This window comes from Perspicuibacillus lycopersici (genome assembly GCF_025660475.1).
GTDB lineage: Bacteria > Bacillota > Bacilli > Bacillales > Caldibacillaceae > Perspicuibacillus > Perspicuibacillus lycopersici.
Genome location: NZ_JAOUSF010000006.1, coordinates 150022 through 166375, shown reverse-complemented (window position 1 = coordinate 166375; position 16354 = coordinate 150022). Strand labels below are relative to the sequence as shown.

At 35.3% G+C, this 16354-nt stretch carries 14 protein-coding genes and 1 riboswitch; of the genes, 2 read left to right on the top strand and 12 right to left on the bottom strand.

Going from position 1 to position 16354, the window contains the following annotated elements:
• Position 1: 1 nt before the first annotated feature.
• From galE to OEV98_RS16460, 5 genes are all read right to left on the bottom strand, one after another.
• The gene (galE, locus tag OEV98_RS16480; RefSeq protein WP_263074448.1) at positions 2–991 is read right to left on the bottom strand and encodes a UDP-glucose 4-epimerase GalE; all 990 of its coding nucleotides are present in this window, start codon (positions 989–991) and stop codon (positions 2–4) included.
• 117 nt (positions 992–1108) lie between these two features.
• Positions 1109–2293, bottom strand: coding sequence for a galactokinase (locus OEV98_RS16475; RefSeq protein ID WP_263074447.1), 1185 nt, complete (start codon positions 2291–2293; stop codon positions 1109–1111).
• A gap of 191 nt (positions 2294–2484) precedes the next feature.
• Positions 2485–4242, bottom strand: a complete 1758-nt coding sequence (gene ade / locus OEV98_RS16470; protein ID WP_263074446.1) for an adenine deaminase — start codon at positions 4240–4242, stop codon at positions 2485–2487.
• A 241-nt stretch (positions 4243–4483) separates the two neighbouring features.
• Positions 4484–4585: riboswitch (purine riboswitch) on the bottom strand.
• Between the two features lie 100 nt (positions 4586–4685).
• Positions 4686–5072, bottom strand: coding sequence for an SMU1112c/YaeR family gloxylase I-like metalloprotein (gloA2, locus tag OEV98_RS16465; protein WP_263074445.1), 387 nt, complete (start codon positions 5070–5072; stop codon positions 4686–4688).
• 122 nt (positions 5073–5194) lie between these two features.
• Positions 5195–6178 (bottom strand): aldo/keto reductase, encoded by a 984-nt coding sequence (locus OEV98_RS16460; RefSeq protein ID WP_263074444.1) that lies wholly within the window; start codon positions 6176–6178, stop codon positions 5195–5197.
• 459 nt (positions 6179–6637) lie between these two features.
• Here OEV98_RS16460 and OEV98_RS16455 point away from each other — a divergent pair, with 459 nt between their 5' ends.
• Both OEV98_RS16455 and OEV98_RS16450 read left to right on the top strand, forming a co-directional pair.
• Positions 6638–7582: an HD-GYP domain-containing protein gene (locus OEV98_RS16455; RefSeq protein ID WP_263074443.1), complete on the top strand. Its 945-nt coding sequence runs from the start codon at positions 6638–6640 to the stop codon at positions 7580–7582.
• A complete protein-coding gene (locus OEV98_RS16450; RefSeq protein WP_263074442.1) occupies positions 7579–7884 on the top strand; it encodes a hypothetical protein in 306 nt (101 codons plus the stop codon). Before OEV98_RS16455 ends, OEV98_RS16450 begins: the two co-directional genes overlap by 4 nt.
• 124 nt (positions 7885–8008) lie before the next feature.
• Here the strand turns inward: OEV98_RS16450 and OEV98_RS16445 are convergent, their stop codons facing one another.
• The 7 genes from OEV98_RS16445 to OEV98_RS16415 form a co-directional block, all read right to left on the bottom strand.
• The gene (locus tag OEV98_RS16445; protein WP_263074441.1) at positions 8009–9175 is read right to left on the bottom strand and encodes a family 43 glycosylhydrolase; all 1167 of its coding nucleotides are present in this window, start codon (positions 9173–9175) and stop codon (positions 8009–8011) included.
• Between the two features lie 15 nt (positions 9176–9190).
• Positions 9191–10402, bottom strand: coding sequence for a sn-glycerol-1-phosphate dehydrogenase (locus tag OEV98_RS16440; RefSeq protein ID WP_263074440.1), 1212 nt, complete (start codon positions 10400–10402; stop codon positions 9191–9193).
• A 239-nt stretch (positions 10403–10641) separates the two neighbouring features.
• The gene (arfA, locus tag OEV98_RS16435) at positions 10642–12153 is read right to left on the bottom strand and encodes an arabinosylfuranosidase ArfA (protein ID WP_263074439.1); all 1512 of its coding nucleotides are present in this window, start codon (positions 12151–12153) and stop codon (positions 10642–10644) included.
• Positions 12154–12197: 44 nt separating this feature from the next.
• On the bottom strand, positions 12198–12818 hold the full coding sequence (locus OEV98_RS16430) for a YesL family protein (RefSeq protein ID WP_263074438.1): 621 nt from the start codon (positions 12816–12818) through the stop codon (positions 12198–12200).
• Positions 12819–12928: 110 nt separating this feature from the next.
• A complete protein-coding gene (locus OEV98_RS16425; protein ID WP_263074437.1) occupies positions 12929–13849 on the bottom strand; it encodes a carbohydrate ABC transporter permease in 921 nt (306 codons plus the stop codon).
• A 1-nt stretch (position 13850) separates the two neighbouring features.
• Positions 13851–14750, bottom strand: coding sequence for a carbohydrate ABC transporter permease (locus tag OEV98_RS16420; protein WP_263074436.1), 900 nt, complete (start codon positions 14748–14750; stop codon positions 13851–13853).
• Positions 14751–14826: 76 nt separating this feature from the next.
• Positions 14827–16170: an ABC transporter substrate-binding protein gene (locus OEV98_RS16415; RefSeq protein WP_263074435.1), complete on the bottom strand. Its 1344-nt coding sequence runs from the start codon at positions 16168–16170 to the stop codon at positions 14827–14829.
• Between the last annotated feature and the right edge of the window lie 184 nt (positions 16171–16354).

Sequence of the window (16354 nt, the reverse complement as noted above, 5' to 3'; positions counted from 1 at the left end):
TTCAGTCCTCATATCCATTTGGATGATTGGAATGCCATTGCCATGCATCTTTTATAATCTGCTCGATATTTGTCTTTGTTGGATTCCAGCCTAATACCTTTTTCGCCTTCTCCGAAGAAGCGATAAGAACACTCGGATCTCCCGCTCTTCTTTCTCCCACTTTGGCAGGAATTTCTTTACCCGTTACTTTTCGAGCCATTTCAATGATTTCATTAACGGAAAATCCTTGATTACTACCTAAATTAAAGACATTGCTTTCTCCACCATCTTGCAAATAATTCAAGGCAAGAATATGCGCATCAATTAAATCCTCTACATGGATATAGTCGCGAATACATGTGCCATCCTCTGTTGGATAATCCTCACCAAATACGGTGATATGTTCCCTTTTTCCTAATGCTGTTTCCAATACTACCGGGATTAAATGTGTTTCTGGATCATGGTCTTCTCCGATTTCTCCAGTTGTTCTTGCACCAGCCACATTGAAGTAGCGTAATGCAACAAATTTAAGACCAAATGCCGCTTCACACCATTTCATCATTTTTTCCATAGCTAGTTTGGTTTCTCCGTACGTGTTCGTTGGAACAGTCGGCATTTCTTCAGTAATTGGAACAACTTCAGGTTCCCCATATGTAGCTGCAGTGGAAGAAAAGACAATATATTTCACATTTGCTTCAATCATAGACTCCAGTAAAATTTGAGTTCCATACACATTATTATCGTAATATTTTAACGGATTTGCCATTGACTCCCCAACAAGTGAGTTCGCAGCGAAATGAATAACACCGTCAATTTTTTCACTTGAAAATACATTTTTTAAAAAGGCACGATCTCTCGCATCCCCTCTATAAAATTTTGCCTTTGGATGAATTGCTTTTTCATGTCCTGTTTGTAAATTATCGACTACTACTACATCGTAGCCACGATCTATTAATTGGTAAACCGCATGTGACCCAATATATCCAGCTCCACCTAATACTAAAATACTCATAATAATCATCCTTTTTATTGTTTTTATCAAAAGCTCTTTGTTTATTTTACCTTATTATGGCGTAATTACATTAGTTAGAAGGAAAAAATCTCATGAAAAAGAGAAAATCACACATTATTATGCTATTTCACTTTCGACTGGTAATTCCCGAGCCCCATCACCAATAGTTACATCATAAAAGCTTGCAGCATATCCAATCTTTTGTTCGTAGGTTTCTCCAACTTTGGAAACAAATGCTGGAATCTTATCGGTTTCCACAATGGCAATCGCACATCCACCAAATCCGGCACCTGTCATTCTTGCACCAATAACGCCTTCTTGCTGCCACGCTGCTTCCACAATTGTATCAAGCTCAATACCAGTCACTTCATAATCATCTCGTAATGAAATATGTGATTCATTCATAAGCTTTCCAAAGCCTGCTAAATCATGCTGTTTTAATGCTTGAAGTGCTTTAATTGTTCGTTCATTTTCATATACAGCATGCTTCGCTCTTTTTTTTATGATTTCGTTCGGGAGATTTTCTTGTAAACTAGTAAACTCTGCCACCGACAAATTACCAAGTGATTCTGCTGAAGTATAATTTTGTATAACCTTTAAAGCTTCTTCACATTCAGCTCTTCTCTCATTATATTTAGAATCGGCAAGCTCTCGACGTTTATTGGTGTTCATAATGATAATCCGATGATTCACTAAGTTAATTGGGGCATATTCATATTGCAAATTATTACAATCAAGCAAAATTCCATGATTTTGTTTACCCATTCCGATTGCAAATTGATCCATTATCCCACTATTTACCCCGATAAATAAATTCTCTACTTTTTGCCCAATTTTTACGATATCTACTCGATCGATGGTTAGGCCAAACATATTCTCTAGCAATACGCCGGTAACTAATTCAATAGAGGCAGAAGAGGAAAGTCCTGCGCCATTAGGAATATTACCGTAATACAATATATCCATACCTTGATTAATCGGATACCCTGCCTCAAGGAAGTAGCGAATCATTCCCTTTGGATAATTTGCCCAGTTGTGCTTTTCATCATACTTCAACTCATCCAATGAAAATTCGATTACTCCTATTTCGGGGAAGTTCACTGAATAAAATCGACATATTTGATCCTCTCGTTCTCTTGTAAGCGCATACGTTCCGAACGTAATAGCACAAGGAAAGACGTGACCACCATTATAATCGGTATGTTCACCAATTAAGTTAATTCTACCCGGAGCGAAAAACATCCGAAAATCTGTTTTACTAAACTTTTCATAAAAAATCGAAGATAACATCTCAACCGTCATGATTCTAACCTCCACATAAATAATTTTTTTTCAGTTTTTTTAAAATCAATTGTTTAATAATTTAAGAAATACTTTATAGCTATATCATAAAACATTCAAAATAAATATTCAATATTTTTTTAGTAAAATTATAGTAAAAAAGATGTTTGCTCCAGTGAGTAAACATCTTTTTAACACTATTTCAAAAAAGCTTATATTTGTATAGGAATATGTTTAAATTGTGTTACATCAAATAGCCCTTTATCCGTCAGCTTTAATTGCGGAATAACCGGTAAACTTAAAAATGACAACGTAATAAAGAAGTGGCCAATATTAGGATCATTCGATATTTGGTATAATGCTTGATAAATATTTTTTACTTCCTCAAGCACAACCTCATGTCCTTTACTTGACATTAACCCACAAATTTCCAATCCAATTTTACCGATAACTTCCTCATTTTTAATGACAACAAGTCCACCTTTCATTTCTTTAATTGCTTCAATTGCCTTTAACATATCTTGATCATTTGTCCCGGCGACTACGATATTATGAGAATCATGGGCCACAGTAGATGCAATAGCTCCCGTCTCCAAACCAAAACCTTTAACAATTCCTAAACCGATATTCCCTGTTTGGCGGTGTCTTTCAATGACCGCTAATTTTACTAAATCTCTTCCACTATCAGGAATAAAGTAGCCATCCTCTGTAGTTACTTCTTCTACTAATTTCTTCGTTACAATTTGATTCGGGATAATTCCGATGATGTTCGCGCGATTATTATCTCCTATATATATCTTTAAATCTTCTTTATTTATCGTTCCAACGGAAACTGTATCTAATAAATTCTCCAGCGACGGATTCGTTTCAGTTTTCCCCGGTGCATTTATTTGGCCAAGATAGCTTCCATTTTCCACAATGATTTGCCCAGCTTTCATTACCTTCCATATTTGAACTGTTTCTAGATCACTTAAAAAGACTAGATCTGCCTGATAACCCGGGGCAACTGCTCCTTTTGTGGAAAGAGAATAGCATTCTGCAGCATTTAATGTGCCTAGCTGAATCGCTTGTAATGGATCCATCCCAAGTTGTATTGCTTTACGAATATTAAAATCAATACTTCCTTCCATTACTAAATCATCAATATGCTTATCATCGGTACAAAAGAGAAATCTTCTCGCATTATAGGGAGTAACCATTTGAATTAATTCAGCCAAATTTCTTGTGGAGGTACCTTCCCGAATCAATACATGCATCCCTCTAGAAATTCTCATTTCTACTTCTGCCTTCTGAACACTTTCATGATCAGTTTGAATGCCTGCAGTACGATATATATTAATATCATTTTCATCAAATCCTGCGCAATGCCCGTCAATGTGATTGCGATGAATACTAGCAGATACTAGCTTATTTAGCATTTGTTCCTCATTATTTTCCACACTTGGCAAATCCATAACTTCGGCAAGCCCTAATACTCGAGGATGGGAATAAAAGGATTCTAAATGTTCATTGTTTAAAACTGCACCCGAATTTTCAAATGAAGTAGCTGGTACACAGGAAGGAAGCATAACAAATACATCTAGATCCAAGCCTTCCGAATCTTGTAGCATAAAGGAAATTCCTTCCGTGCCTGACACATTTGCTATTTCGTGAGGATCTGTAATAACTGTGGTTACACCATGTGGCAGAAGAACTTTAGCAAATTCTTTTGGAGTGACCATTGAAGATTCAATATGCACATGACCATCAATAAATGAAGGAGCAATGTATTTTCCAGTTGCATCAATCATTTTTTCCCCTTCAAAGGTTCCGATACCGACAATCATTCCATCGACAATTGCAATATCCGCTTCTTTTATTTGTAGATTAAACACATCTACAATTTTACCGCCTTTAATGACTACATCTGCCGGTACACGTTTACTTGCAACATCTAGCTTTCTACGAAGTAATTCTTTTTCTTTTTCCATTTTGATGTCCCTCCTAAAATAATAACTAGGCTTTGAATATATTCATTGTCTGTCTAAATGGAGCCAGAGCTAATTATTGAAAATTTACTCCTAATAAAAAAACTCTAGTATTCACTAGAGTCTGACTGCCGAAGGACGTACGAATGATTTCGAATAGAAATAAGGATTTTCTTTTTCTCCAAAGGAATACACAGAAGCCCTATATGGGTACAAAGTATCTCCTAATATTTTCCAATGATAATCAAAGGGACACGCTCTCCGTAGTCAAACTATTTCCGGTAGTTTGGTAGAAACTTTTGGACCGTATTACCAAATTTATACGAAGACAAAACATATTTAGCTATTTAACAAATGATTTTAGCAAAGTATGTTTATGATTTCAATAAAAAAATTTCCTTATGATTTGACAAGTTTTACATAGATAGAAGCATATGTATGTCCAATTATATTTCGTAAAGTTCAATTGGCAGCCCATCTGGATCTGCAAAAAAGACAAACTTCTTATTCGTTAGCTCATCCATTCGAATAGCTTCTACTGTGATTCCCTTTTCTTTTAGCTCCGCCACAGCTTCTTCGACCGATTGCACAGCAAATGCTAAATGTCTTAATCCACAAGCTTCTGGATAGCTTGGTCGTGCGGGTGATTCCGGAAAGGAAAACAATTCTACTTGGTAATGATCTCCAATAGCCAAATCCAATTTGTATGAATTTCTTTCTTCCCGGAACACCTCTTGAACGATTTGTAAACCAAGAACCTCGGTATAAAATTTCTTTGATTTTTCATAATCAGAGCATATGATAGCAACGTGATGTATTTTTTCTAATTTCATATAAACTGCCACCTCGTTAATAATTTTTCATTATTTTACCATGAAAATGAGGGACATATAAAAAGAGCCGTACTTTATTTTCTATCGTACGGAAAAAAGAGCATTATGTTTTTAGTCTATTATTAATATGCTCCACGAATATGGGAGTGAACTTCCTTCTGATAAAATTCCGCTAATCTTTCGAGCTCTGCACTTGAAAAGCTCGGAACTTCAATAGCTGCCAGGTTATCCTCAATTTGGGTTACATTTTTAAAGCCTGGTATTGCACTAGTGACTGCCTCTTGATCAAGAATCCAACGCAAAGCAGCTCTTGTCATATTTCCCCGATTTTCTGCAATCCATTGCAGTTTTTCCGCAAGCTCTACACCTTTCTCAAAAGCTATGCCAGCAAATGTTTCCCCAACATTAAATTGTTCTCCATTTCGGTTAAAATTGCGATGATCATCCTTTTCAAAGCTTGCATTTTTTTTGAATTTTCCTGTTAGTAATCCACTTGCCAGTGGAACGCGTGCCAATATGCCGACACCTTTTTCCTTAGCGGCAGGAAAAAGCGCCTCTAAAGGTTTTTGCCGGAAAAGATTAAAGATTACCTGCAAGGAGCGAACATTAGGATTTTCTAAACAAAACAATCCTTCCTCAACTGTTTCGACACTGACACCGTAGTAGCGGATTTTCCCTTCTTTTTGTAGTGTATCTAGCACCTCAAAAACATTTGTGTTTTTTAATATTTCAAATGGTGGACAATGGATCTGATAAAGATCAATCGTTTCCCGCTGAAGTCGCTTTAAGCTACCTTCCACATATTTTCGAACCGTTTGTTCGGAATAGTTTTCCGGGTCATTGATATCCCCTGCACGGCAAAATTTTGTCGCAATATATATTTCATCTGCTTTTCCTTTTGTAGCTTTAGCTAATAATTCCTCACTATGGCCATCCCCATAAACATCTGCTGTATCAAAAAAATTAACTCCTAACTCCATTGCGCGCTGTAATCCTTTGATAGCTTCTTCGTCATTCGTTCTTCCCCACGAGCCACCAATAGCCCATGTACCAAAGCTTAATGCACTAATTGATAAATCCGTACTGCCAAGATTCCGATATTTCATAGCAACCAACGCCTTTCTAATGAGTCGTATTATAAAACTAGTATAAATGAAAAGGATTTCATTTTGTAGCAATTCACTCCGTGAGCATTGAAAATACGATTACTCGCTTACTACTATTCTATTTTTATTACTTGTTAGAAAATTTTAGTAATTTTATTGTCAAATGCCGAATGATGTGTTTTAATTTAATCAATAGAAAATTTATGCGTTTTTTAGAATATTTATAAAATCGCATTAAAAACAAAAAAGAAATTTGTAGAAAATAAACGATTTCCCCAAAAATAATGTCAATAAATGTCGAAAAAAGTCTAGGTCTAAATACTTATTTTTATCTATCGTCTATTATTTTAGAAAAAAAACAGAAGTTTTAACTATGAAATTATTTAAATTTACAATATAATAGAAACAGATTATTCTAGACATTGTGATACATCTACAGACTTATTCGGGGGCATTGTCATGCACTTTAAAGATTTTGGAGTCATTTTTAAAAATACTGGAGAATCAATTGAAAAAGTTACACTTAGAGGAATGAATATAGAACTTCTTGCTTCTTATGATGGAACTGAGATTATAAAAATTCATCTTCTAACTGGAATGCGCTGGGGAATCGGCCCTTCTGACGGATGGGATGCACTAGAATATATTCATATATTAGAAGGAAAATTACAGATACATACTGGTCCCAATAAAATAGTTGCCTCTACTGGTGATTATTTAAAGATGATTCCTATAAAAAATGTTTGTTTATTCCAAGCAATTGAAGATACTATGTTGTTATATATAACATCAAAACCTGTTTTTCATAATTTTAGTAATGAATTAGAGAACTATAAGCAAATAGCTAACTCAGTTGAAGAAAAAGATGGATACACTTTCGGACATTGCAATCGGATAATGAACATATCAATGATGCTTGGTGAAAAATTAAATCTTTCTTCACAAGAGCTATATCAATTAAATATAGGTGCCTTTTTGCATGATGTTGGAAAAATTAAAATCCCCGATAGTATTTTACTAAAACCTGGGAAATTGACTGATGAGGAATGGGAACAAATTAAAATGCATCCAATTTACGGTCACAACTTCCTGGTAGAATCAGGCTACCCGTTTTTAATTAATGCTGCCAAAATTGTTGAACAGCATCATGAAAGATATGACGGGAGTGGTTATCCATATGGTCTGAAGGGCGATGAAATATTAATTGGTTCTGCTATTGTTGCTGTTGTTGATTCTTACGATGCAATGACTTCCGATCGTATATATAGAAAAGCTCTCTCAAAAGAGCAAGCAATCACTGAATTAAGAAATGGAAGTGGTAGCTTATACCACCCTGATGTTGTACAAGCTTTTATTTCTATAAAGGATAAAATATTTAATTATAAAAAGGAGAGAAATCAATGAAAAAGTTAATAGTTTCAGCAGTATTCGTATTGCTACTTGCTTTTGCTCTACCTTTAAATAATAAAGCAGAAGCAGCTTATAATCCCGAAAATGATATATACTTAGAATTTAATTTACCTTTTGACATTCCATTTTTAACGGAGGATTTAGCTTATCGAATGTTCAATATCCAAGAAGCACTTCAGCGATATTTACGTGAACATCATAATATCGATATGGAATATAGCTATATTTGGATTGTCATTAATGGTAAAGTTGTTCTAGCAATTGATCCACCACTAGTTGTTGACAATGGACACTAATAACGAAAAGTCTAACTAAGAGTTAAAAACTTAGTTAGACTTTTTTAATATACTTAAAATCATCCACCGTAATACATTCTCCTAAATTTTAGCTAAATCTCATGTTTTAAACTAATCCAAGTTATTACTCATTTACTATGATTCTTACTGTTACATTTGCTTTCATTCCCTCTAACACAAATCCAGGTATCCCAAAATATGGTTCTCCATTTTCCTTCCAAAAAACTCGTTGGACATATGCATGTCGATTATAGTCATAAAGAGAATTCCCGACAATTTCTTTATACGGTCTGGCATGATAAACGATTAAATCAGACGACCCATCCTCTGTTGTTGTGAAGCTATTATGCCCAGGTCCAAATTTATTCGTTTCTTCACTTGTAGCAAATACTGGTTCTGCTGATTTTTTCCATGAATTAAAATCCAATAAATCTGCATTCTCCTTAGCAGATAGTAGCCCTATTGCATAGCGGTCATCAGTTGCACTTGCAGAGTATGCAACAAAAATAAATCCATTTCGTTTAATGACAGCCGGTCCTTCATTTACATAAAAGCCTTGTTTTTCCCAATCATGCTCTGGTGTCGATAGCAATACTTGCTCACCTTCAATAGTCCACGGATTGCTCATTTTCGCGATATATAAGTTCGAAATTGTATCTTGTTTTACCTTTTGCGCCCAAATTAAATAACGCTCACCGTTATGTGCAAATGTAGTGGCATCAAGAGAGAAGCTTGGAAAATTTATATTAATTTTGCCTTTTTCTATCCATTTCCCTGTTAACGGATTTTCATCTGTACATTCCAACACATATGGTCGTATCGCCCATACATCCTCTTTTTCTCCAGCAGCAAAATATATGTACCATTTATTTTCAATATAATGTAATTCAGGTGCCCAAATATGCTCAGACATAATCCCTGATTCATGCTTATTCCAAATTACTACTTCTTCAGCTGTAGATAGTTCAGCAATCTTTTTTGCTCTTCGTAAAACAATCCGATCATATAGTGGATAGGAACCTGTAAAATAATAATAACCATCATGGTGCTTCAACAAATATGGATCTGCCCGTTGTTCCACTAGCGGGCTTGGATATTCCTGTGATGTAATTCTCCCATTAATAATTAACTTCCCTGGTAACTGTAGCTGTTCTTCTAAAACCTCCCCCCATTCAACCTTCAAATTCGATTTCGCACCATTTGTTAATGTTACTTCAACTGTAGCCGGTAAAATAGGTTTTACTCCAACCTTTGTTTCCACAACAATATCCGCAATTTTTTCTATTCGCATAGCTGACCATCCTTTCTAATTTTGTTTTAGTAGACTAACATATTGAAAGTCCGCTTCTTTTATAGCATTTATTAATAATAATCCTGTACAACGATCTCGTAAGTGATATGCTTCATTTAAGCTTTTTGATACTAATTCTACTGGCAACCCTAATTCTTCAATTGTTGTTGGTCCGCTTACTTTTTCAATTAATTCTTCAATAAAGGCAGGTGAAGGCAATTGTTCTATTAAATGAGAGATGTAGGCACCGTGTTTTTCAATCCCCTCTCGATAACGAGAGTCTTTTATTTTTGGAGATTGTAAAACTTCCTGCCAATACTTTTTATACAGCTCAATAATTAAAGTGGTAGCCACCGCAACCTTTGCACCGTGTAGTAATTGCTTTTTATTTGTTTTCAATAAATGCATTTCCCAATAATGGGATAAATGATGCTCTGCACCTGAAGCAGGTCGTGAATGATCTAAAACTTGCATCACTAAACCAGATTCTATTAATGCCCCCATTAAAATTTTTATCCCAGCTTCATCCGCTACACTTATTTGCTCAACTTTTGCCACACATGTTTCTAAAGCCTTTCTTGTGTACAATGCAGCTGTTTCATTGTATGACTCATTACCTACAAGCTTAGAAATTTCCCAGTCTAATAACGATGTATACTTCCCTAAAATGTCGCCAAATCCAGCTGCAGTTAATTTTTGTGGTGCTGCCTGTAGTACCTCTATATCAGCAAAAACGGCAATTGGTGCAGATGTTTGAATCGTCTGTTTCACCCCATGTAAAATGAGTGGTGCACCTTTAGACGTAAAGCCGTCCACAGAAGCAGCTGTAGGCACTGAAAGGAAAGGAATGCTCATTTTATAGCCAACAAATCGGACAATATCATGAATGGTTCCAGACCCAACCGCTATTAACATATCCGTGTCATTCGGAGTCTCTACAAATACTTGAACTAAGCTTTTTTCATCTGCAATGACTTGCCCATTTTCTTCCTTTACAAGAATCCCTTTTGCCTCTAAAGATTCTGCTTGCAAATCCTCCAATAGAATTTTTCCTACTGCAGCAAAAGTATTGTGATCATAAACGATGACTACTTTCCGTATATTTTTCACTTTTAGGAAATCCTTTAAACGGTAAATTGCTTTTGGTTCTAGTACAACTTCTGGTATTTTAAAATCATTAACTTGCAATTGTTCTGCTAACCTATTAAGTTCTGAATGTAATAGCATCCTTTGACCTCCTAGAGAAAAATCTACTTGAACACCTTTTTGAAAAAAACGCTTTCATTCAAATGTATCTTAAGTAAAAAAAGAAACATGGATAACCATTTCCATGGTTTTTTCATCTTGTACGTACAACTATAGCGTACAGAATTCCGTATATAGTTGTCAACCAATAGTTCTTAAATATCAAAAGAAGAAGTAGAAGGAATAATCCCTCTACTTCTTCTTGCTCGGGTGAATGGTAACTATTTTTTTAAACGAATCATATTCCATGACATTTTAGGTAATACGGCAACCAATTTGTCATCTTCCATATAGGATTTACCGTATTTATGTGGTTTTACTTGTTCATGGTGCAACGTATTTACAGCCTTAGGATCATCATTTTCTAATACGACATGCTCCACAAGCTTATAATCTGCAAATGAACGAATATCTACATCCACTAACAATTGATTTTCTAAATGACGGTTTACCGCAAAAATTACTAATTCTTCCTTATCCTCATTATACACAACCGATTGATCTAGATAAGGGACATCTGTGAAATCTTTACTATCATATTTTGGTGATTCTACAATGGATTGCAAGGCAGTGCCTCGTCCGTAAACGGAGGTATAGTAATATGGATAAAAAATCGTTTGCTTCCATGCCCCTCCACCTGTTTCCGTCATAATTGGGGCAATAACATTTACTAATTGTGCCATACAAGCAACCTTCACTCGATCGGAGTGCTTTAATAATGTATTTAAAATACTACCTACTAGCAGTGCATCCTCAAATGTATAGATATCCTCTAATAGTGCTGGAGCCACAGACCAAGGCTCAATCTTTTTATCCTGTTCATTGGAATGGAACCATACATTCCATTCGTCAAAGCTCAAATGCATAGATTTTTTACTACGTTTTTTCGCCTTTATGTAATCACAAGTGGCAATAACCGTTTGAATAAAATTATCCATATCCAATGATTTTGCTAAAAAGTTTGCCGTATCATTGTTTCGGTTTCCATAATATTGATGCAGAGAAATAAAATCGACATAATCATACGTGTGTTCCAAAGTATCTGCTTCCCATTGTGGAAATGTTGGCATTTCTGAATTAGAGCTTCCACAGCTAACCAGTTCGATAGTAGGATCAACAATTCTCATCGCTTTTGCTGTTTCTGCAGCTAATCTACCATATTCGTACGCAGTTTTATGTCCAATTTGCCAAGGACCATCCATTTCATTACCTAAACACCATGTTTTAATATTATGGGGCTTTGAATAGCCATGTGCTTTTCGTAGATCACTATAATATGTTCCACCTGAGTGGTTACAATATTCCAATAGATTGCGTGCAGCATCTATTCCACGTGTTCCTAAGTTTACAGCCATCATGACCTCTGCATTTGCTTTTTTCGCCCAATCAAAAAACTCATTGGTCCCAACATCATTTGTCTCGGTAGAGCTCCAAGCCAATTCCAATCTTCTTGGTCGTTTTTCCTTCGGTCCAACTCCATCTTCCCAATTATAGGCAGAAACCATATTTCCTCCAGGATAGCGTACAATTGGAACCTGTAATTCTTTTACTAAATCAAGGACATCTTGACGAAAGCCTTGTTCATCTGCTGTTGGATGCCCAGGATCGTAAATACCACCATATACTGCTCTTCCTAAATGTTCAATAAATGATCCATAAATTCTTTTATTAATTTCGGAAATTTTAAAGGATTTATCGACTACCATTCTTGATTTTACAAATTCTCCGGTCATTTTCTTCACATTCCTTTTTTATGTTTTCTTTTACATCTTTTAGATTAATTAACACTAGATAGTTCCTCTGCAGTAAAACTTACCTTTAATACCTTTTTAAGAAATATATGACTGTTAACAAATGCGATAAGTGCAACTGCAATTACTGCTAGTGGAATAACAAATTGACATAAATAAAGTATGAAAAAATTGATTATTATCATTAAAATACTCATTGGTAAATATTTGATGGATAGAAACAGTGTAATTCTTGCAATCTCCAAAAAAGAGCCCTTAAATGATCCTAAAACTGGAAAGATATTGACAAGAAACAAAATAAATAAGAAGGTAACAAATAAATATAAATAATAAATCACCTGTGAAATTTCAGTTGCCAGCTGTAAATAAAAACCTTGTACAAGCATCAACAACAGCCCAAAGCAAATGACAAACAATCCCATTACCATATTTCTAACAAAATTAAGCTTAAAGGCATGATAAAAATCGGTAAAAACTTGTACATCCTTGCCTTTCACAAGATTAAACGTCGTATGATAAAGCGCTGCCGTTGAAGCTCCGATTGTAATGATCGGTAAACTAAATAGAATCCATAATAGGTTCAATAAAATGACATAATACAACTTTTCCATCCTTTGCCAAAATGGAGAATGATAATTTATTTTCATAATTTATACCCACCTTGTTAACGCTTCTTTTTTATTACTTCTATCCATACATATGTTTTCCAATGTTGCTCATCCTTGCTTCGCTAATTATTCAGAGCAGCTACTATTTTCTATCCTTTAACCGCTCCGGCTGTCATACCTTCAACAAAGTACTTGTTAAATATCAAATATAAAATGAACAACGGTAAAATCGAGAACATAGAGCCGGCAACCATCACATCATAATTATTGCCATAAGGAGTCATCAGTGTATTCAATCCTATTGGCAAAGTAAACTTATCGGCAGAACGCAATACAATTAATGGCCACAGCATACTATTCCATGAACCCATTGCACTTAATATCGCCATTGCCGAGAATGCTGGTTTAGACATTGGCATAATAATTTTCACACAAATTCCGTACTCACTGCTTCCATCAATTCTTCCAGCATCCAGTAGCTCTTTTGGTAAGCCGGATAAAAATTGGCGAAAGAAGAAGATAGTAGATGCTCCTACTAGTCCAGGGAGAATAACACCTGCGAAAGTATCGATCAAGCCTAAACTGATCATTTCCTTATAAAGTGGTAGCATTAATATTTCAAAAGGAACCATCATCGTTGCAATTACTAAGAAGAAAAGGAAATTCTTAAATTTAAAGTTATACATCGCAAAACCATACGCAACAAAATAGCAGATGATTAACGTTAACAATACGGAAATGACGGTTATCACAATACTATTTTTATACCAATCTAAATATCCTGTACTACCGTCAAACAAATAGCCGTAGTTCGTAAAGGACCAGTTTTTAAAATCAAGCTGCAGATTCAATCCGTTTCGAATTAACATTTGACCAGGTCGGAAGGAAGCGAATAATCCAGCAACAAAAGGTACCGCTACAATCGCACACATAATTACAAAGAAACCATTAATCAACACTTTATATAGCGACCGTTTTCCATCTTTATTTTTCTTTACTTTCTTTGTTGCGACAAGTGCACTTGCGTCAAAAAGAGAACTTTGATTCGGTTCAGTATTATTCTGGCTCATACTATTTGTCCTCCTTTTTAAACATGCCGCTTGACCATAGGTAAACCATGCTGATAGCTAACGCTACAATAAGCAATACTAAACCTACTGCTGAAGCGTAGCCTAAATCATTCTTTTCAATTCCACGTCTATACAAATATCCAACTATCGTCAATCCGATATTTTTAGGGGAGCTATTGCCACCGTAAATCATGTAGCTTTCTAGGAACATAGCCATACCGCCATAAATAGAGATTGTCGTTACATAAATTCGGGTTGGTTTAAGTAGTGGTAAAGTAATATGCCAAAATTTTTGCCATGCATTGGCACCATCAACTTCTGCTGATTCATAAAGTACTTTATCGATCGAGCTTAAACCCGCTTCAAAATATAACGTATTTACCCCCATCCATCTCCAAGTAGCAAGTAGTAGTAAGGCAAACATACCTGTCCCCCAATTTTTTAACCATTGGGTGGAGTCGATTCCGAAAAAGTTCAGAATTTGATTCATCAAACCACTATCCATTTCACTGAACATATATCGGAATAGAATACCAGAAACAACAACAGAAACTAGTGCAGGTAAATAGATAATCGATTTATATGTTCTCTTTGCCACTACATTTTTGGAGTTCAATAGAAAGGCACATAACATTGGTAAAGGAATTAAAATGATAATCGTAAAAATGGTATAAAGTACACTGTTTTTCACAGCAGTATGGAATACGGAATCACCTAATAATTTTTCGTAGTTTGCTAACCCAATAAACTCACTGTATCCAGTCCCGATATCTTGGAAACTCATGATAATTGTTGATATCATCGGATACACCCAGAAAAACGATAAACTTATAATAAAAGGCAATATGAATATATACGGAGCAGCCTTCTGAGAGAATAAAATACTTTGTACTCCTTTCAATACAGTTCCCCTCCTCTCTCTTCTCAAGAGCGTTTAAGATTGCCTTCATTAGGCAATCTTAAACGAATTATTATACTTATTCTTGTTCAAAATCTACTTCTTCCTGGGCTGCAGCAAGCGCTTCCTTGACATCTGCACCATTCTCAAGTACTTCATTTAAGGTTGTTAAGTTAAACGCTTCATTAATCGTAGTTGTAATTGGTACCGTTTTAATAAGATTTACTTCATCTTGAATTTCTAAAAATACATCGAATGGATTGTTTACAAAGTATTGAACGAATTTATTGTCTGGATTATGTGTTATCACATCATTAGACCAAACTTTTGTATTTACCGGATCAAATCCTAAAATATCCCAAATCTTTTCTCCGCCTTCTTCAGACAATTTTGCCCATGCCATAAATTCAGCTGCCAATTCAGCATTCTCAGATTCCTTATAAATAACGGTTCCTGTACCACCAACACCATTAGAACGGGCTTGACCTTCTTCAAAGACAGGAATTGGTGCAAGCGCTATCTTTCCAGACATCTCAGGCATGTAATCTGTGAAACGAGACATATACCAACTTGCTTTCGGGAATGCCGCTACCTCACCATTAGCAACTGTAGCATAACCTTCCTCTGTATCAATTTGCCCTCCAGGTGTTACTTCTGCAATTCCACTTTCTAGCCAGCCTTGTTGCATTGTCAACATATTTTCAATTGATTTCAATTGTACATTTGCATTTTCTGGGTCTTCTACCCATGATTCGCCGTATTGTGACATAGCTAATGTCAACCAATCAGCACCACCTGTATCAACAGATGTCATGAACACTTCACCATTGGAAGCTTCTTTTAGCTTTTCACCTGCTGCGGTGAAATCATCCCATGTTTTAATTTGAGTATAGTCAATTCCGTATTGCTCCAAAATCTCCTTATTATAGTACATAACCATCGCGCCAACGTGAGTCGGAACACCATAATAATTACCATCTTTTGCATAGGCATCTAAACGGGAGCTTACTAAATCAGCTTTATATGGTTCTACATAACTATTAACTGGTAACCACGGCACCTCTCCGTCTAAGAAATTAGGAAATTGACCAATCTCAATGTCTGACATATCCGGGATACCTTCACCAGATTGAATCGCTAATGTTAATTTCGTATGCATGTCTGCATAAGGATAAACCGTAAAATTAATTTGAATTTGCTTATCTGGATGTTCTTCATTCCATTTGTTCAACATTTCAGTATAGAATTGCTGGTGGAGATCAACAAATAACCACATTTCTAATTTCGCACCATCTTCTGGTCCAACAGTCGTCGTTTCCCCTACTACTTCTTCCTCTTTAGAGGAATTAGAAGAACATCCGACTATAAAAAAAGCCATCAATAGAATAAGAAAATAAGTTAATACTTTTTTACTAGACTTCATTACATTGTCCCCCAATCATCCTTTTAATAGTTCATCATTTTTACAGGAGTATATCTTATAACAAAGATTTTTATCACCACCTTAAAAATAAAGCGTTTTCATAAACTAATTATAAAATTGTAATTTTTATCTGTCAACGATTTGTACGTACTTATTTCAATTTTTTTGTGTAAAAAACCACAAG